Raw genomic sequence first — 17628 nt, 5'->3', positions numbered from 1 at the left:
ACCCGAAGGGAGGGCCGGTCGGTCACCTATATCGTCGTCCGAAACCCGGCGGGCAACGGCGGCGACAAGATTTCACGAAAGCTCAACCGTGGGCTCAGCCCTCGGCCTCGACCTCGTCCTTGATCTCCACCGGGCCCGAATCCTGGCCCTTGGCGGCGACGTCGCGGTCGACCAGCTCGATCACGCCCATGGCGGCGGCGTCGCCGTAGCGGAAGCCGGCCTTCAGGACGCGGCTGTAGCCACCCTGGCGGTCCTTGTAGCGGTCGGCCAGAACGGTGAACAGCTTGGTCACCATCGCGTCGTCGCGCAGCTGCGCGAAGGCGAGACGGCGGTTGGCGAGGCCACCCTTCTTGCCGAGCGTGATCAGACGCTCGACGATCGGGCGCAGATCCTTGGCCTTCGGCAGGGTGGTCTTGATCTGCTCGTGCTTGATCAGCGCGTTCGCCATGTTCGAGAACATGGCCTTGCGGTGGCTGGTGGTCTTGCTGAACTTACGTCCGGAAACGCCGTGACGCATGACGGTCCTCCTTCATGGCGTGGCCCCCCTCGGGGAGCCGGTGGTGAACCCGACCGCCCAGTTTTCGGCTGGTACGGCACGGGGCGGGCCGGTTGGTGGCCCTGGGAACTCCCCCACCCTTGCCCTCCCCCGCTGGGCGGGGAAAGGTTGGGGTGGGGGTAAAACGTGCGAGACTTAGTACGGCTCTTCCAGACGCTTGGCCAGCTCTTCGATGTTCTCGGGCGGCCAGTTCGGGATTTCCATACCGAGGTGCAGACCCATCTGGGCCAGCACTTCCTTGATCTCGTTCAGCGACTTGCGGCCGAAGTTCGGCGTGCGGAGCATCTCCGCCTCCGTCTTCTGCACCAGATCGCCGATGTAGACGATGTTGTCGTTCTTGAGGCAGTTGGCCGAACGGACCGACAGTTCCAGCTCGTCCACCTTGCGGAGCAGGTTCTTGTTGAACGGAACCTCCTCGTGCTTCTCCTCGGCGACCGCGTGGGTCGGCTCCTCGAAGTTGATGAACAGCTGCAGCTGGTCCTGGAGGATGCGGGCGGCCAGAGCCACCGCGTCGTCCGGCTTCACGGCGCCGTTGGTCTCGACGACCATCGACAGGCGGTCATAGTCGGTGACCTGCCCGACGCGGGCGTTGTCGACCTTGTAGGAGATCTTGCGGACCGGCGAGAACAGCGCGTCGACCGGGATCAGGCCGATCGGGGCGTCCTCCGGACGGTTCTGGCTGGCCGGGACGTAGCCCTTGCCGGTCTCGACCGTCAGTTCCATGTTCAGGCGCGCGCCGTTGTCCAGCGTGCAGATCACGAGGTCCGGGTCCATCACCTGGATGTCCGCGCCGGTCTCGATCATGCCGGCCTTCACCTCGCCGGGGCCTTCGGCGCGCAGGCGCATGCGCTTCGGGCCGTCACCGCCCATGCGCAGACCCATCGACTTGATGTTGAGGACGATGTCGGTCACGTCCTCGCGCACGCCGGGGATCGAGGAGAACTCGTGCAGCACGCCGTCGATGTGGATCGCCGTCACGGCCGCACCCTGCAGCGAGGAGAGCAGCACGCGGCGCAGCGCGTTGCCGAGCGTCAGGCCGAAGCCACGCTCCAGCGGCTCGGCCACGACGGTCGCCGTGCGGTCGGCGTCGTCACCGGGCTGGATGTCCAGCTTGTTCGGCTTGATCAGTTCCTGCCAGTTCTTCTGAAGAGCCACGGTATTACCTCATGCCATCGGGGTGGACACACGTCCGCGGAGACCGGCCGTTCCCATCCGATGGCGCCGCGATGGCTGCGGCGCCTGTCCCGGAACGGCGGGTCCCCGCGGGTGCGGAGTAGCGATGCTTCTTAGACGCGACGCTTCTTCGGCGGACGGACGCCGTTGTGCGGAATCGGCGTGACGTCGCGGATCGAGGTGATCTGGAAGCCGATCGACTGCAGAGCGCGCAGCGCCGACTCACGCCCCGAACCCGGACCCTTCACCTCGACCTCGAGGGTCTTCATGCCGTGTTCCTGGGCCTTGCGGCCCGCGTCCTCGGCGGCGACCTGGGCGGCGTAGGGGGTCGACTTGCGCGAGCCCTTGAAGCCCATCGTGCCCGACGACGACCAGGCGATGGTGTTGCCCTGCGCGTCGGTGATGGTGATCATCGTGTTGTTGAAGGAGGCGTTCACATGAGCGACGCCGGCGGTGATGTTCTTGCGCTCGCGACGACGAAGACGCTGCGAAGCGGCTGAGGGCTTGGCCATGGTCCGTGCGTCCTCTTACTTCTTCTTGCCGGCGATCGGCTTGGCCGGACCCTTGCGGGTGCGGGCGTTCGTGTGGGTGCGCTGGCCGCGGACCGGCAGGCCCTTGCGGTGACGCAGGCCACGGTAGCAGGCCATGTCCATCAGACGCTTGATGTTCATGGCGACCGAACGGCGCAGGTCGCCCTCGACGCGGTAGTCGGCGTCGATGGTCTCGCGGATCTTGAGGATCTCGTCGTCCGTGAGCTGGTTCACACGGCGCTCCGCCGGGATCTCCAGCTTCGTGCAGATTTCCTTGGCCTTGAAGGGGCCGATGCCATGAATGTAGGTCAACGCAATCTCCACGCGCTTCTGCGCGGGGATGTTGACGCCAGCGATACGCGCCACGCCTGCTCTCCTCGATATCTCAACGGCAGCCCTCATGGGCCGCCTACACACCGATTGATCCCCGATCCGGACGCCGGGGCCCGAAGGCCCGGAGGCAAAACACGGATACGGGACGCACAATGTCTCCCGCCGGGCCGGTTGGGCCGCGGGAGGGTGCGACTATAGAAAAAGCCGGAAATCTGTCAAGGCCGTTCTGCGGCGTTACCGTGCTTTTCCCGGCGACTGACCATTGTGGGGAGGATGGCCGCGGTTGACAAGCCGAACGGCAGCTCTTGAGATGAGCGGGCCCGCCCCGAACGGAACAACCCGAACGGCACACCTCAGAAGGCAGTCCCATGACCCGCAAAGGCATCCCCTTCCGGCGCTTCCGCCTGACCAAGATCGTCGCCACGCTGGGGCCGGCCACCGCGACGCCGGAGATGATCCGCGCGCTGTTCGAGGCGGGCGTGGACGTCTTCCGCCTGAACTTCAGCCATGGCACGCACGAGGACCATGGCCAGCGCCTCGCCACGCTGCGCGCGCTGGAGGCGGAACTGGACCATCCCATCGCGGTGATGGCAGACCTCCAGGGACCAAAACTGCGGCTGGGCACCTTCGCCGATGGCCCGGTCACCGTCGAGCCGGGGCACCGCATCCGCCTCGACCTCTCCACCGAACCGGGCGACGCGACCCGCGTCGGCCTGCCCCACCCGGAAATCTTCGCAGCTCTGGAGCCGGAGGCGGAACTGCTGGTGGACGACGGCAAGGTCCGCCTGCGCGTCGTCGATTGCAGCCCCGACCACGCCGACTGCGTCGTGCTGTCCGGCAGCCGCCTGTCCGACCGCAAGGGCGTGAACGTTCCGGGCGTCGTCCTGCCGCTGACGCCACTCACCCCGAAGGATCACGAGGATCTGGCCTTCGCGCTCGATCAGGGGGTCGACTGGGTGGCGCTGTCCTTCGTGCAGCGGCCGGAGGACGTGGCCGAGGCGCGCAAGCTGGTCGCCGGGCGCGCCGCTCTGCTGTCTAAGATGGAGAAGCCGCAGGCCATCCAGCACCTGGAGCGCATCGTCGAACTGTCGGACGGCGTGATGGTCGCCCGTGGGGACCTCGGTGTCGAGATGCCGGCGGAGGACGTGCCGAGCATCCAGAAGCGCATCATCCGCGAGTCGCGCAAGGCCGGCAAGCCGGTGATCGTCGCCACCCAGATGCTCGAATCGATGATCGGCGCGCCCGCCCCCACCCGCGCCGAGGCGTCAGACGTGGCGACCGCGGTCTATGACGGGGCGGACGCGGTGATGCTGTCGGCGGAGACCGCGGCGGGCACCTACCCCATCGAGGCCGTGTCGATGATGGACCGCATCGCCCGCAGGGTCGAGCAGGACCCGCTCTACCGCACCATCACCGACGCCCAGCATCCCGACCCGCAGCAGACCTCCACCGACGCCGTCACCGCGGCGGCACGGCAGGTCGCCCACACCATCCAGGCCGCGGCCATCGTCACCTACACCACCAGCGGCTCCACCACGCTGCGCGCCGCCCGCGAACGGCCGGAGGTGCCGATCATGTGCCTGACCTCCAGCCTGGAGACGGCGCGGCGGCTCCAGCTCGCCTACGGGGTGCACAGCGTGCATTCCGCCGACGTGGCCGACTTCAACGAGATGGTCCAGAAGGCCGCACGCTGCGCCTACGAGGACGGGCTGGCGGTGGAAGGCCAGCGGCTGGTCATCACCGCCGGCGTGCCCTTCGGCACCCCCGGCAACACCAACATCCTGCGCATCGCCTGGGTGGATGCGCAGTAAGAGGCAAGCCCTCAGGCCGGGGCGCGCTCCACCGGCGCGACGCGGGGAAAGCGCAGGGTGAAGGCGGTGCCACGGCCCGGCGCGCTGTCGAGCGCGATGCGGCCCTTCAACTTGCGGGTGGCGATGTTGTAGACGATGTTCAGCCCCAGCCCGCTGCCCCCCGCGCCGCGGCTGGTGGTGAAGAAGGGCTCGAACACCTTGCCGTGCAGGTCTGGTGGGATGCCGCGCCCATCGTCGGCGTAGAACAGCTCGACCTCGTCGGCGCCCACCGCGCGCGCGGCGACGCGCAGCGTCCCGTGCTGCCCCGGTGCGTAGGCGTGGATGATCGAGTTCATGACGAGGTTGGTCAGCACCTGGCTGAGCGCGCCCGGATAGCCGTCGATCACCAGATCCGTCGGGCAATCCACCTCCACGCCGTGGGCGGCCCGCTTGATGCGGACACCCAGGCTGCGCAGAACCTCGTCGATGTAGTCGCGCAGGTCGAAGAGGCGGCGCTCCTCGCTGGCCTGATCGACGGCGATCTGCTTGAAGCTCTGGATGAGCTGGGCGGCGCGGTCGATGTTCAGCAGCATCAGGTGCGCCGCCTCCCCCGCCATGTCGAGGAAGTCGGCGAAGTCGGGCCGGCGCAGCGTTCCCGCCTCGAAATCGCGCCGGATGAGGCGGGTGCGCTCCGCCATCAGCGAAGCGCCGGTCAGGGCGATGCCGATGGGGGTGTTGATTTCATGAGCCACCCCCGCCACCAGGGAGCCGAGCGCGGCCATCTTCTCGGACTGGATCAAATGGGCTTGCGCCTCCTTCAGGTCGCGCAGGGCGCGTTCGGCCTCCTCCCGTGCCGCGTGGGCGCGCTCCTCCGCATTGACCCGTTCCGACACGTCGGTGTGCGAACCGACGAGACGGAACAGCTCACCGTCCGGACCCAGCACGCGAATGGCGCGGGTCAGCATATGGACCACGGCTCCGTGCTTGTGGCGGAAGCGCTGGATGAACTGGCACTCGTTCATCGCGCCGTCGATCAGATCGCGGGCCATCCGCATCGACAGCTCACGATCCTCGGGCAGAATCAGCTCGGTCCAGCGGGCGGCGGTGTTGACCATCTCGTCCTCGCCGTAGCCAAGCATTCCCCACCAGTAGGGCGACAGCCACAGCTGCCCCGTGCGCAGATCCCATTGCGAGATGCCCTCGCGCGCCGCCCGGATGGCCAGTTCGAACAGTTCGCGGCTGGCGAAGATCTCCCGCTCGGCGTTCCGCCGCTCGGTCACGTCGGTGTAGGTGACGACGAATCCGCCGTCGGGCAGGGGCCGGATCAGGCACTCCAACACCTGCCCGTCGGAGCGGATGCATTCCCACGACCGTTCGTCCGGAGCGGGCCGGGTCGGAAGCGGCGTTCCGAGGGCCGCTGACGTGGCGACATCGGACACAGCGTCGGCGGGGCACACACTCCCCGGCCCGAAGGCCAGCCCGTCGCCGACCCGCCGGGCGATGGCGGCGTAAGGTGTGTGATAGGTGAGGGCTTCCGGTTCCAGCCCCAGCAGTTCCGTGACGCGCCCGTTCCAGGCGACCAAGCGGAGCCCCCGGTCGAACGCCATCACCCCCTGGCCCAGCCCGTTGAGAACCGCCCGGGTCTGGTCCCACTGGGCTTCGAGGGCCTGTTCGGTGCGCTTGCGGGCGGAGATGTCGCTGACGCAGGCGAGCATGGCGTCCTCACCCCGGAAGCGGAACCGCCGGGCGGAAATCATCGCCCAGAGGTCGCTGCCATCGGGCCGGCACAGCCGGGTCTCGAAGCCGTCCACCCCGCCGGCTCCGTCGGACAGGGCGGCGAGCAGCCGCTCCCGCTCCGCCGGATCGGTGTAGTAGGCCTTGGCGAAGCTGCGCCCGACCACATCGTCGAGCGGCACCCCGAACAGCAGCCCGGCGGGCTGGTTGACCGCCATCACCAGACCATCGGACAGCCGCGTCACCACCAAGGGAACGGCGATGGCCTGCATGATCGCCCGCTCCGCCTCGCCGGCCCGGTCGCCCAACAGGTCCTCGAAGCCGATGAACCCGGTCTCGTCCGGCGCGACCGCCAGGGCGCCGTCTTCGGTGAGGGTCAGCACCAACTCGCCACCCTCGCCCTCGGCCGGAATCAACAGCCCGCGTCGCTGACCCGGCAGGGCCGCAATCGCCACCGGCCGACCGGCGCGCAGCCGCTCCGCAGCCACGGCCGCGTCCTCACGCAGCGGAACCGCCGCCAGAAGGGCATCGAGACGGTCACCCGGACAACCGCCCAGCGACGCCCGGAACACGGCGTTGGCCCAGATCAGGCGCCCGTCGGCATCGAAGCGGGCAAGGCCGGCAGCGGCCATCCGCGAACACTCCCCTTCATTCCCTAAGACGGCGCCCACCGCGCGAGACGGGTCGAGCACTCCGCGTCGATCCGCTGCGAATTCATACAAAATGAATCTACACCAGTTTATCGCGGCTGCACCATGGCGCCTCCCGCATTCCTGTATGCGCACCCATGTTCTAGCCTCCGCCACCCCCGGCCCGGAAGGACCGACCGCCGCATGTCCGAGTTTGCCGCCTACGGCGGGCTGTTCCTGACCGCATTCCTGGCCGCGACCATCTTTCCGGCCCAATCGGAAATCCTGCTGGTCGGCATGCACGCCACCGGCAACTACGACCATCTGGCGCTTTTGCTGTTCGCCACGGCGGGCAACGTGCTGGGGTCGGTGGTCAATTGGGCGCTCGGGCGCCACCTGATGCATTTCCAGGACCGCCGCTGGTTCCCGGTTCCCGCCGCCATGGTGGCGCGGGCCACCCGCTGGTACCAGCGCTTCGGGGTGTGGTCGCTGCTGCTGGCCTGGATGCCCTTCATCGGCGATCCGCTGACGCTTGTGGCCGGCATCCTGCGGGTGGACATCCGGCTGTTCCTGCTGCTGGTCACGGCGGGCAAGGCCGCCCGCTACGCGGTGCTGGTCCTGGCCGTGTGAGCGTCCTATCTTCACCTCATGGATGACCAGACCGCCCTTCCGGAGGACGCCTCCGTCTGCGCCTCTCCCTTGCGGCGCCGGCTGTGGCTGGCGCTGGGCTACGCCGCGGTCGGGCTGGGCATCGCGGGCACCGTGCTGCCGCTCCTGCCGACCACGCCGTTCCTGCTTCTGGCCGCCGGGGCCTTCGCCAAGAGCAGCCCGGCCCTGCGCGACCGGTTGTACCGCGACCCGCGCTTCGGCCCGCTGCTGCGCGACTGGCAGGCCGAAGGGGCCATCCCCCGCAAGGCAAAAGTGGCGGCACTGGTCGGCATGGGCGTGAGTTGGGCGATCGTGGTGCTCACCACCAGCCGTCCGCTGGTTCCCGTCCTGGCCGGCACCTGCATGGCGGCGGTGGCCGTCTACATCGTCACCCGCCCCTCCCCCTCCCGGCCCGCACCGCGGGACGCGGCGTCCGAAGGCACGGCGGCGGAGGACGGAAACGTTTCCGCATTGCGAAACGAAGCTTGAGCCAATCGGCCGATGGACGTATTACAGCCGGTAATCCCGGCCGGTCACCAGCGCCGCTGAAAAATCCTTATAATCCATAGGGATTTTTCAAATCCGTTCTCGTCTTGATCCCGATCAAGAAGCGCTCGGGTCCTGTCCGCTATTGTCCGGTCTTGCGTCCCTATCCGGAGCCAAGGCAGACGATATGCCAGACGGAAGCGCTGTCACGCCGGCGAAAATCCAGTTTTTCGAGAGCCAGAAGAAGATCCACCCGAAGGCCGTCTCCGGACGCTACCGGCGCTGGAAGACCATCCTGACCTGGGTGCTTCTGGCGGTCTTCTTCATCGCCCCCTGGATTCGCTGGGAACGCGGCCCCGACGCGCCGGCCCAGGCGGTGCTGTTCGACCTGACGACGCCGCGCTTCTTCATCTTCTGGATCGAAATCTGGCCGCAGGAAATCTACTACCTGACCGGCGTGCTGATCGTGGCGGCGCTGGGGCTGTTCCTGGCGACCGCGCTGGCCGGGCGCGTGTGGTGCGGCTTCACCTGCCCGCAGACGGTGTGGACCGACCTGTTCGTCTGGATCGAGCGCGCCTTCGAAGGCGACCGGGCGGAGCGCATCCGCCTGGACAAGGCTCCCTGGACGGCCAAGAAGGTCCTGCGCAAGACCGGGAAGCATGCCGGCTGGCTGGCGCTGTCCGTCATCACCGGCTTCGGCTTCGTCGCCTTCTTCACCGATGCGCCGCGGCTGGCCGTCGATCTTCTGACCTTCGACGCGACTTACGAGGCGGCGGGCTTCTTCGCGCTGTTCGCGGGCATGACCTACGTCATGGCCGGCTGGACGCGCGAGCAGATGTGCTACTACATGTGCCCGTGGCCGCGCATCCAGACCGCGATGCTGGACGAGCACAGCCTCGTCGTCACCTACGACACGCTGCGCGGCGACACCCGCGGCCCGAAGCGCAAGTCGCAGAGCTGGGACGAGCGCCGGACCAAGGGCTTCGGCGACTGCATCGACTGCGGCCAGTGCGTGCAGGTCTGCCCGGTCGGCGTCGACATCCGCACCGGCGAGCAGGCGGACTGCATCAATTGCGGCCTGTGCGCCGACGCCTGCGACAACATCATGGTGTCGCAGGAGCTGCCGAAGGGCCTGATCCGTTTCGACAGCCTGGCCGCCCAGGACACCCGCGCCCAGGGCAAGACCTACCAGTGGCGGCTGATCCGCCCGCGCACCATCGTCTACGGGCTGCTGATGCTGGTGATCACCGGCGCCATGGCCTGGAGCTACGCGCTGCGCCCCCGGCTGGACATCGCCGTGCAACGCGACCGCGCGCCTCTGTTCGTCACGCTGCAGGACGGCACCATCCGCAACGCCTATACCTTCAAGGTCTCCAACAAGACCCGCCAGGACCGCTCCTACACGCTGGCCGCCGGCGGCATTGCGGGTGCCGAGGTGAAGGTCGTCGGCGAGAGCGACGCAGACAGCGGCAGCGCGGTCAGCCACATCTCCGCCTCCCCGGACAGCGTGGCGACCTACCGCGTCTACGTCACGGCACCGCGGGAGTCCGTGCCGGACGCATCAACCCCGGTCACCTTCCAGCTGACCGACACCAACAACGGCGACCGGGACAGCTACAAGAGCGTCTTCCTGGCGCCGGGCAGCAAGTAAGCCCGCCGGACACTCCATAAGGACCGCCGCCCATGACCTCCGCAAAGCCCGCCCGCATCGGCATCGTCACCGTGTCCGACCGGGCCAGCCAGGGCATCTACGAGGACAAGGGCGGCCCGGCCATCCGGGAGGAGCTGGAGCGCATCGTCGCCTCCCCCTGGGAGCCGGTGGCCCGCCTCATCCCCGACGACCGCGAGGGCATTGCCGCCACCCTGATCGAGCTGGCCGACCGGGAGCGTTGCGACCTGATCGTCACCACCGGCGGCACCGGTCCCGCCCCGCGCGACGTGACTCCGGAGGCGACGGAGCAGGTCTGCGAAAAGATGATGCCCGGCTTCGGCGAGTTGATGCGCTCGGTCAGCCTGACCGTGGTGCCGACCGCCATCCTGTCGCGCCAGACCGCGGGAATCCGTGGCAGCAGCCTGATCGTGAACCTTCCGGGCAAGCCTTCCGCCATTCACGATTGCCTGATGGCGGTCTTCCCGGCAATTCCGTATTGCCTCGATCTGATCGGCGCGGCGCGCATCGACACTGACCCATTGGTCTGCAAGGCATTCCGCCCGAAGTCCTGAGCTTTTGCCTATACCCTTTTTGCGCGTGCGGAGAGGAATACCATACGCATGGCCATGTTGCCTTGCGGGAACCCATGCTCACCTTTTTCGTTCGAGGGGAGCGGGGTCCCCGACCAAGGTGAGCCAGCCATGCTGTTCGATTTCGAGCCTTCGGGCATCAACGACACCTATCTGCGCCTGACCCGGCGCGGTGTTTCCTGCATCGTCGCTCCGGCCGGGGCGTGGAACGGGTTGCTTCGGGTCAACTACATCGTCGCCGGGTCGCCCGGCGGCGCCGATCCGCACATGATCTACCGCTGCCTGGACATCGGGTGGGACGACGGGCGCTTCTGCTGGAAGGGCCGCGCCGCCCCGGTGATGACCACCTCCGCCATGGTGGACATCCTGCAGGAACGCGGGCTCGTCACCAGCGGCGAGGCCGAGCGGCTGCTGTTCGGCATCAACAGCCCGGCGTCGGGCGGGTCGTCGGACGAGGCGCTGATCGCCCGCGCCATGCTTCTGGGCTGCACCTTCTCGCCGATCTACGAGGACGCGCCGCTGAGCAGCGGCCCGCCGCGCGTGGGCGGTTTCGCCCTGCGCACCCTGGCCGATCCCGGCGCTTTCGTCCTGACCGCGCGCGACGGCCTGCCCGTGCTGGACGCGCCCGCCCGCGACGCTCTGAAACGCCTGATGACCGAGAACGGCATCACGCTCTGAGGGCGGCTTTTCTCCAACGTCCCAGATTCTTGTTTGGAGGGTTTCTATTTGACGGCGGTCAAAGAAGGGTGACCGCCCCCGGCGCAGTGTGACGGCATGACCGATGCCTCCAACGCGCGGGGAACGCCATGACCAGTTCCGTTGCCGACCAGCCGGACCGCCCGCCGGTCCCTCTGATTTTCGCTTATGGGTTCCGGCCCTTCTTCCTGCTCTCCGGCCTTGCCGCGCCCGTCCTGCTGGCCGCCTGGATCGCCGTGCTGGCGACCGGGTCCTGGCCGGACGGCGCCGTCCCGGCGGCCTCCTGGCACGCGCACGAGATGCTGTTCGCCTTCGTGGTCGCCGCGGTGGCCGGTTTCCTGCTGACCGCGGTGCCGAGTTGGACAGGAACCAAGGCGCTGTCCGGCTCGCCGCTCGCCGGCCTGACGGCGCTGTGGCTGGCCGGGCGGGTGGCGCTGCTGCCCGTCCTCGGCGTGCCGCTGCCGGTTGCCACCATCCTCGACCTCGCCTTCCTGCCGGCGCTCGGCATCGCGCTGGCCGGGCCGCTGGTGGCGGCGGGCAAGATCCGCAACACCGCCTTCCTCGCCCTGCTGGGCCTGCTGACCGCCGCCAACCTGCTGTTCCATCTGGACTGGCTGGGCGTGCTGCCGGGCGGCACCGCGCTGGGCGAGACGCTGGCCATCGGCGTCGTGCTGATGATGGTCGCGGTGATCGGCGGGCGCATCGTCCCGGCCTTCACCCGCAACGCCCTGCGGCTGCGCGGGCTGGACGGCACCGTCGTCTCCCGCCCCTGGGTGGAGAAGGTGACGCTCGTCTCGACCCTGCTGATGATCCCCGCCGACCTCGCCCTGCCGGGCACCGCCATCGCCGGCCTGCTGGCGCTCGTCGCGGCGCTCGCCCACGCCCTGCGGCTGGCCGGTTGGCAGCCGGCCAAGACGCTCGACCAGCCGATTCTGTGGGTGCTTCATCTCGGCTACGCCTGGGTGCCGGCGGCGCTGGCGCTGAAGGCCGCGCATCTGCTGGGGGCCGGCGTGGATGGCTCCGCCTGGGTCCATGCCCTGACCGCGGGGGCCTTCGCCACGATGATCGTGGCGGTGATGACGCGGGCCTCGCTCGGCCACACCGGGCGGATGCTGGTGGTGACTCGCCCGACCGTGGCCGGCTACATCCTGCTGACCGCGGCCGCCCTGCTGCGGGTCCTTGCCCCCGCGCTGCCGGGCGGCCTCTACTGGATCGCCCTTGAGGGGGCCGGCGCTGCCTGGATCGCGGCCTTCGCCTGCTACCTGTACGTCTACGCGCCCATCCTGCTCGCCCCGCGGGCCGACGGGCGCCCCGGCTGAGGTCCACCGGGCTGAAGAAGGCCCATCGCGCGTGGGCTGCGTTTCCCGATGAGGCTGGTGGCGAAGCGGCGCTGGAGGTCTTCCGGATCACGGAAGATCTCCGCGCAGCCGGCCTTGCGCAGATCCTGCTCCGCAAAGCCGCCGCACAGCACCCCCACCACGGTCAGGCCCGCCCGCCCTGCCGCCTTGGCGTCCCAGGGGCTGTCGCCGACCACCACCGCCTCCTCCGCCGGCAGGCCGAGCTTCTCCAACGCCGCCTCGAAGATGTCCGGATGCGGCTTCGACCGCTCCGCGTCATCGGACGAGGTCTCCACGTCCACCAAGTCCGCAATCTCCGCCGCGCGCTTGTAATGCTCCAGCTCGTCCCCCTTGGCGGAGGAGGCGAGCGCGATGCGCAAGCCTTCCGCGTGGAGATGCTGGAACAGGCCGCGCACCCGTCGGAAGCCGCGGACCTTCGGCATGTATTTGCGGGCGAACAGCTCGTGCCGGAAGTGGTCCAGCTCGTCCTTGATGCGGTCCAGATCCTTCTCCGGCACGAAGACCGGCATCAGCTGGTCGCCGCCCTTGCCGATCTGGGAGCGCACCGCGTCGAACTCCGCGTGGTAGCCGAAATGCCGGATCGCCTCCACCCAGGCGTGGGCGTGCAGGTCCACCGAGTCGACCAGGGTGCCGTCCACGTCGAAAATGACGGCCTTCAGAACGCCGCTCATCGCCGCCTCCTCACCATGCTTCGCGCGAGTTTTTCGGGGTATTCCTTCTCGAACAGGTGGCGCCGCCCGGCGTTCCTCGGGCCGGTGTGCAGTGCGATAGAATTTGTCACATGGACCCGTCATAGCTGTGATCCGTTCACCCCCTACACAGATTGGGAAGAACGGACATGCCCAAGACGTTGAAGAGCTACGCCGCCCTCTTCGGTCGCGCCCGCCACGCCGTAAAACGTTTCAGCCGCCGCCGCGCCCGTCGCGTCCCGATGGAACACCTCGACCTCGGCCTGTTCCAGAGCGACATCCGGCTCTAACGCCCCATTGGCACAGGCAAAATTCCGACGCCGCTGCCTGCGTTGAGCCGTCGGGCGCCCGATGGTAGAAATGCGGTCAACCGGTGCCTGGAAGGGACTCGCCCATGGGACTGACGATCAAGGATGAGGAAGCGCAACGGCTGGCGGAACAACTCGCCGCTCTGACCGGTGAGAGCATGTCCACCGTCGTCACCCAGGCGCTCCGCGAGCGTCTGGATCGGCTGCGCAGCGAGCAAAGAAGCCGCGAACCGAGAACCGGTCTGGCCGATCGCCTTCTGGACATCGGACGAGAATGTGCCCCCCATCTCAAGGAACCCTATCGTTCCGCTGATCACGGTGATCTGCTGTATGACGACAAAGGGCTCCCACGATGATCGTGGACACCTCGGCCCTGGTTGCCATCCTGCGCAGCGAACCGGATGCCCTGGATTATGCGGTGGCCATCGAGAAGGCCCCGGTGCGCCGCATCTCCGCGGCCAATTTCCTGGAAGCCGCCATCGTCATCGACAGCAGCCGTGACGAGACCGCCAGCCGCAGTTTCGACACGCTGATCGACGCCGCCGGATTGATTATCGAGCCGGTGACCGAGGAGCAGGCGCGAACCGCGCGCGATGCCTACCGCCGTTTCGGGCGCGGCAGCGGACACCCGGCCAAGCTGAATTACGGCGATTGCTTCGCCTACGCTCTGTCAAAAGCGACCAACGAGCCGTTGCTGTTCAAAGGACAGGACTTTCCGCACACCGACATCCTGTCGGCCCTGCCCTCCCCTTAAGGGGCGCTCCCTTCGCGCCCCGCGGTCCCGCTCCGCCATAGAACTGCTCCTCCGTCCTAGGCGGGCAAGCTGAATGTTCCCGCCGGAACCGGCGCGCTATCGTCGCGCCGTCCATCCAGCGGAGCCTCAGCCCCCATGACCGCAAGTTTCGAGTCCGCCAGTTTCGAGGAGCAGTATTTCTCCGGCGCCGCCCTCTACGGCGACGACTTCGACGCGGCCCGGATCGCCGGCTGGTACGGTGTCGAGGCGCGGGACCCGGCGGAGGACTTCGCGCGCACGGCGCCCGAGCGGCCCGGCTACCGCTACGAATACCACGCGCTGAACCACCGCCACGCCTTCCGCTTCCTGGCCGGGCGGCGCTTCCGGCAGGCGCTCGCCTTCGGCTGCGCCGCGGGGGACGACGTGGCGCCGATCGCCGGGCAGGTGGACCGCTTCCTCGCCGTGGAGCCCATCGAGCGCTTCTGGAAATCCGACATCGCCGGCACCCCCGCCGAGTACCGCCGGCCCACGCTGGGCGGGCGCATCGACTGCGCGGACGGGGCGAACGACCTGACCGTCTGCCTGCACACGCTGCATCACATCCCGAACGCCGGCGCCCTGCTCGCCGAGTTCGCCCGCGTCACCGCCCCCGGCGGGCTGTTCATCCTGCGCGAGCCGATCAGCACCATGGGCGACTGGCGCCGCCCCCGCCGCGGCCTGACCGCCAACGAGCGCGGCTTCCCCGTTGAGTGGCTGGAGGAGCGTTTCGCCCGGCTGGGCTTCACGGTGATGCAACGCCGCTTCTGCTCCTTCCCGCTGACCGAGCGGCTGGGGCCGCTGATGGGCGTCTCCCTGCCCTATGGCAACCCGCTGCTGGTGCGGCTGGACGAGGCGGCCTGCGCGCTGACGCGGTGGAACATCGCCTACCACCGCGACTCGCTCCGCAAGAAATTCGCCCCCGGCGCCGTCTATTACGTGCTGGAGCGCGCTACGACGCCGCCAGCGCGTCGGTGAAGGTCGCCGCGTCGACGTTGCCGCCGCTCAGCACCACGGCGACGGTGCGGCCCGCCGCCGGCAGCTTGCCCGTCAGCACGGCGGCCAGCCCGACCGCTCCGCCCGGCTCGACCACCAGCTTCAGCACGGTGAAGGCGTAAGCCATGGCGGCCTTCACCTCGGCGTCGGTGACGGCGAGGCTGCCGGACAGCAGCGTCTTCATCACCGGGAAGGTCAGGGCGCCCGGCGTCGGGGTCAGCAGCGCGTCGCAGATGGAGCGTTGCCCGGCGGCGTTCTCCACCCGCTCCCCGGCGGCCAGCGAGCGCGCCACGTCGTCGAAGCCCGCCGGCTCCGCCGCCCACAGGCGGGCGTCGGGGAAAGTATGGCGGACCGCCGTGGCGACCCCGGACATCAGCCCTCCGCCGCTGCACGGCGCGATCACGTCGTCGGGAGCCGCGCCGATGGCCTGCGCCTGGGCGGCGATCTCCAGCCCGACCGTGCCCTGCCCGGCCATGATCTGCGGGTGGTCGTAGGGCGGCACGGTGGCCGCACCCCGCTCCTCCGCGATGGCCGTGGCAATGCCTTCGCGGCTTTCGGTCCAGCGGTCGTAGAGCACCACCTCGGCGCCGTAGCCGCGGGTGTTGGCGATCTTCAATGCCGGCGCGTCGCTGGGCATGACGATGACCGCCGGCATGCCGAGCAGCGCCGCCGCCGCCGCGACACCCTGGGCGTGGTTGCCCGACGACCAGGCGACCACCCCGCCCCGGCGCTCCTCCGGCGTCAGTTGGGAGAGCCTGTTGAAGGCGCCGCGGAACTTGAAGGAGCCGCTGCGCTGCAGGACTTCCGGCTTCAGCAGGACGCGCCCGCCAACCCGTTCGTTCAGCAAGGCGTTCTCCAGCAGCGGCGTGCGCACGGCGAAGCCGTCCAACCGCGCCGCGGCCTCCACGATGTCCTGGTGGCCGATGGCAAAGGAATTCGACGCGGGCATGGCTCAGCGGCCTCCGGAGACGTTGAGAAGGGCGCCGGTCACGTAGGACGCGGCGTCGGACAGCAGCCACAGCACGGTCTCGGCGACCTCGTCCGCCGTCCCGGCGCGCCCGGCGGGCGGGATCAAAGCGGGGTTGTCGAGCCGGCTGCCGATGCCGGGAATGATCTGGATGTCGGTGTCAATCAAGCCCGGCCGCACGCAGTTCACGCGGATGCCCTCCTTCGCCACCTCGCGGGCGAGGCCGACGGTCAGGCTGTCCACAGCACCCTTGCTGGCCGCGTAGCCCACATACTCGTTGGGCGAGCCCAGCACGGCGGCGATGGAGCCGATGTTGACGATGCTTCCCCCCTTCCCGCCATGGCGGCTGGACATGCGGCGCACCGCCTCCCGCGCGCAGAGGACCGCGCCGGTCACGTTGATGTCCAGCATGCGGCGCAGCTCGTCCGGGGCGGCCTCGTCGAGCCGTCCGTAGGGGCCGATGATCCCCGCGTTGTTGACCAGTCCGGCGGTTGGGCCGAAGCGGTCCTCCGCCGCGTCGAACAGGGCTCGGATGTCCTCCTCCCGCGCCGCGTCGCCCTTCACCGCCTGGGCCTGCCCCCCGGCGTCGCGGATCGCCGCCAGCGTGGCCTCCGCTGCCGTTTCATTGCCGATGTAGGAGAAGGTGACGGCGTGGCCGCGCTGCGCGGCCATGCGGGCGACCGCCGCCCCGATGCCGCGGCTGCCGCCGGTGACGACCAGTGATTTGAGCGCACTCGACATGATGCTTCAGCCCTCCTGCGGATTGCCGGCCAGCCGGTCGAAAATCCGGGCGAGCGCGCCGTCGCCCTCGCGCCCCAGCCCGACCGCGGCGGCCATGGTGAAGAGTTGCAGGGCGGAGGCGGCCAGCGGGGTCGGGACGGTCAGCCGCCGCGCGGCGTCCATCACGTTGCCCAGGTCCGCCCCGACGATGCCCAGCGGCCGCTGAGACGGAATATGGAAGGGACCGGCGGCGAGGATCTCGGCCAGCCGCTGCGGATCGACTCCGGCGCGGACGCCGAAGGCCGTGGCTTCCGCCACCGCGGCGGCGTGGATTCCGGTCAGCATCTGCTCGACGGCCTTCACGGCGGAGCCCTGCCCGTGCTCGGTGCCGACGCGGTGCAGCGTGCCCGACGCGGCGGCGATCAGGTCTTCGGCCCGCGCGAAGGCGTCCTCGGGGCCGGAGGCCATCACCACCATGCGGCCCTCCGCCGCCCGCACCGGGCCGCCGCCGACCGGCGCGTCGAGCATCAGCAGGTCACGCTCGGCGAGACGGCGCCCGATGGCGGCGGCCATGTCCGGCGGGACGCTGGTGGACAGGACGACCACGCCGCCCTTCGCCAGGGTGCCGGCCACGCCCTCGACGCCGAACAGCACCTCCTCCGCCTGCTCCGCCGTGGCGACCAGGACGAAGACGCGGTCCACCCGACGCCCGACGTCGGCGGGCGAGCCCGCGGCCTCCCCGCCATGGGTGACGAGACTCATGCATTTGGCGGCGTCGAGGTCGCAGCCGACGACCCGGAAGCCGGCGCGGAGCAGCGACAGCGCCACCCCCATGCCCATGGAGCCGAGCCCGACGACGCCCGCGCAGCGGACCGGTTCCAACGCGTCGCTCATGATCCCCCCTTGCGGGTTTGCCCGCCTCTCATGGCCCTCGGTGGAGGCCGTTGCCTAGGAGTGTCGGGGGTTGGGACGGGAACCGTCAAGCCGTTGCGCAAGGTCCGGCGG

The 17628-nt window shown here is 69.2% G+C and carries 20 protein-coding genes; 11 read left to right on the top strand and 9 right to left on the bottom strand.

The genetic code is table 11. The features are described 5' to 3' along the window. Positions 1 to 94: 94 nt before the first annotated feature. From rplQ to rpsM, 4 genes are all read right to left on the bottom strand, one after another. Positions 95 to 517: a 50S ribosomal protein L17 gene (rplQ, locus tag ACFPMG_RS18560; protein ID WP_094304321.1), complete on the bottom strand. Its 423-nt coding sequence runs from the start codon at positions 515 to 517 to the stop codon at positions 95 to 97. A 174-nt stretch (positions 518 to 691) separates the two neighbouring features. Continuing rightward, positions 692 to 1711: a DNA-directed RNA polymerase subunit alpha gene (locus tag ACFPMG_RS18555; protein ID WP_014240055.1), complete on the bottom strand. Its 1020-nt coding sequence runs from the start codon at positions 1709 to 1711 to the stop codon at positions 692 to 694. 131 nt (positions 1712 to 1842) lie between these two features. Further along, positions 1843 to 2241: a 30S ribosomal protein S11 gene (gene rpsK / locus ACFPMG_RS18550; RefSeq protein ID WP_012974490.1), complete on the bottom strand. Its 399-nt coding sequence runs from the start codon at positions 2239 to 2241 to the stop codon at positions 1843 to 1845. A gap of 15 nt (positions 2242 to 2256) precedes the next feature. Further along, positions 2257 to 2625: a 30S ribosomal protein S13 gene (gene rpsM / locus ACFPMG_RS18545; RefSeq protein WP_014240054.1), complete on the bottom strand. Its 369-nt coding sequence runs from the start codon at positions 2623 to 2625 to the stop codon at positions 2257 to 2259. A 335-nt stretch (positions 2626 to 2960) separates the two neighbouring features. On the opposite strand from rpsM, the gene pyk reads away from it, so the two are divergent. Further along, positions 2961 to 4403, top strand: a complete 1443-nt coding sequence (gene pyk / locus ACFPMG_RS18540) for a pyruvate kinase (protein WP_145701968.1) — start codon at positions 2961 to 2963, stop codon at positions 4401 to 4403. A gap of 11 nt (positions 4404 to 4414) precedes the next feature. On the opposite strand, the gene ACFPMG_RS18535 is transcribed toward pyk, so the two are convergent. Then, entirely contained in the window at positions 4415 to 6748 is a 2334-nt protein-coding gene (locus ACFPMG_RS18535; protein ID WP_376996565.1) for a PAS domain S-box protein, read from the bottom strand. A gap of 201 nt (positions 6749 to 6949) precedes the next feature. Here ACFPMG_RS18535 and ACFPMG_RS18530 point away from each other — a divergent pair, with 201 nt between their 5' ends. The 6 genes from ACFPMG_RS18530 to ACFPMG_RS18505 all read left to right on the top strand — a co-directional run bounded on the left by ACFPMG_RS18530 (position 6950) and on the right by ACFPMG_RS18505 (position 12135). Next, entirely contained in the window at positions 6950 to 7375 is a 426-nt protein-coding gene (locus tag ACFPMG_RS18530; RefSeq protein ID WP_376996564.1) for a YqaA family protein, read from the top strand. Positions 7376 to 7393: 18 nt separating this feature from the next. Continuing rightward, positions 7394 to 7882, top strand: coding sequence for a YbaN family protein (locus ACFPMG_RS18525; protein ID WP_376996563.1), 489 nt, complete (start codon positions 7394 to 7396; stop codon positions 7880 to 7882). A 184-nt stretch (positions 7883 to 8066) separates the two neighbouring features. Beyond that, a complete protein-coding gene (ccoG, locus tag ACFPMG_RS18520; protein ID WP_376996562.1) occupies positions 8067 to 9530 on the top strand; it encodes a cytochrome c oxidase accessory protein CcoG in 1464 nt (487 codons plus the stop codon). A 32-nt stretch (positions 9531 to 9562) separates the two neighbouring features. Further along, positions 9563 to 10102, top strand: a complete 540-nt coding sequence (mog, locus tag ACFPMG_RS18515; protein ID WP_376996561.1) for a molybdopterin adenylyltransferase — start codon at positions 9563 to 9565, stop codon at positions 10100 to 10102. A 129-nt stretch (positions 10103 to 10231) separates the two neighbouring features. Beyond that, on the top strand, positions 10232 to 10798 hold the full coding sequence (locus ACFPMG_RS18510; RefSeq protein ID WP_376996560.1) for a hypothetical protein: 567 nt from the start codon (positions 10232 to 10234) through the stop codon (positions 10796 to 10798). Between the two features lie 128 nt (positions 10799 to 10926). After that, positions 10927 to 12135 (top strand): NnrS family protein, encoded by a 1209-nt coding sequence (locus ACFPMG_RS18505; protein ID WP_376996559.1) that lies wholly within the window; start codon positions 10927 to 10929, stop codon positions 12133 to 12135. Here the strand turns inward: ACFPMG_RS18505 and ACFPMG_RS18500 are convergent. Then, complete coding sequence (locus tag ACFPMG_RS18500; RefSeq protein ID WP_376996558.1) at positions 12087 to 12845, bottom strand: HAD family hydrolase; 759 nt, start codon at positions 12843 to 12845, stop codon at positions 12087 to 12089. The genes ACFPMG_RS18505 and ACFPMG_RS18500 overlap by 49 nt on opposite strands. Before the next feature lie 167 nt (positions 12846 to 13012). On the opposite strand from ACFPMG_RS18500, the gene ACFPMG_RS18495 reads away from it, so the two are divergent. The 4 genes from ACFPMG_RS18495 to ACFPMG_RS18480 all read left to right on the top strand — a co-directional run bounded on the left by ACFPMG_RS18495 (position 13013) and on the right by ACFPMG_RS18480 (position 14918). Continuing rightward, a complete protein-coding gene (locus ACFPMG_RS18495) occupies positions 13013 to 13153 on the top strand; it encodes a hypothetical protein (protein ID WP_376996557.1) in 141 nt (46 codons plus the stop codon). A gap of 104 nt (positions 13154 to 13257) precedes the next feature. Beyond that, positions 13258 to 13527, top strand: a complete 270-nt coding sequence (locus ACFPMG_RS18490) for a type II toxin-antitoxin system VapB family antitoxin (protein WP_376996556.1) — start codon at positions 13258 to 13260, stop codon at positions 13525 to 13527. After that, complete coding sequence (locus ACFPMG_RS18485) at positions 13524 to 13925, top strand: type II toxin-antitoxin system VapC family toxin (RefSeq protein ID WP_376996555.1); 402 nt, start codon at positions 13524 to 13526, stop codon at positions 13923 to 13925. The genes ACFPMG_RS18490 and ACFPMG_RS18485 overlap by 4 nt, the downstream gene beginning before the upstream one ends. A 135-nt stretch (positions 13926 to 14060) precedes the next feature. Continuing rightward, the gene (locus ACFPMG_RS18480) at positions 14061 to 14918 is read left to right on the top strand and encodes a class I SAM-dependent methyltransferase (protein ID WP_376996554.1); all 858 of its coding nucleotides are present in this window, start codon (positions 14061 to 14063) and stop codon (positions 14916 to 14918) included. Here ACFPMG_RS18480 and ACFPMG_RS18475 read toward each other — a convergent pair. From ACFPMG_RS18475 to ACFPMG_RS18465, 3 genes are read right to left on the bottom strand one after another with little or no spacing between them, the layout of a single operon-like run. Next, positions 14893 to 15885, bottom strand: a complete 993-nt coding sequence (locus ACFPMG_RS18475) for a threonine/serine dehydratase (protein WP_376996553.1) — start codon at positions 15883 to 15885, stop codon at positions 14893 to 14895. The genes ACFPMG_RS18480 and ACFPMG_RS18475 overlap by 26 nt on opposite strands. 3 nt (positions 15886 to 15888) lie before the next feature. Further along, on the bottom strand, positions 15889 to 16644 hold the full coding sequence (locus ACFPMG_RS18470; protein WP_376996552.1) for an SDR family oxidoreductase: 756 nt from the start codon (positions 16642 to 16644) through the stop codon (positions 15889 to 15891). Positions 16645 to 16650: 6 nt separating this feature from the next. Further along, entirely contained in the window at positions 16651 to 17517 is an 867-nt protein-coding gene (locus ACFPMG_RS18465) for an NAD(P)-dependent oxidoreductase (RefSeq protein ID WP_376996551.1), read from the bottom strand. Positions 17518 to 17628: the final 111 nt, after the last annotated feature.

Origin of the sequence: Azospirillum himalayense (genome assembly GCF_042657465.1) — a bacterium.
Classification (GTDB): Bacteria; Pseudomonadota; Alphaproteobacteria; order Azospirillales; family Azospirillaceae; genus Azospirillum; species Azospirillum himalayense.
The sequence above is the reverse complement of the archived record's forward strand: the minus strand, read 5'-3'. Positions and strand labels throughout refer to the sequence as shown.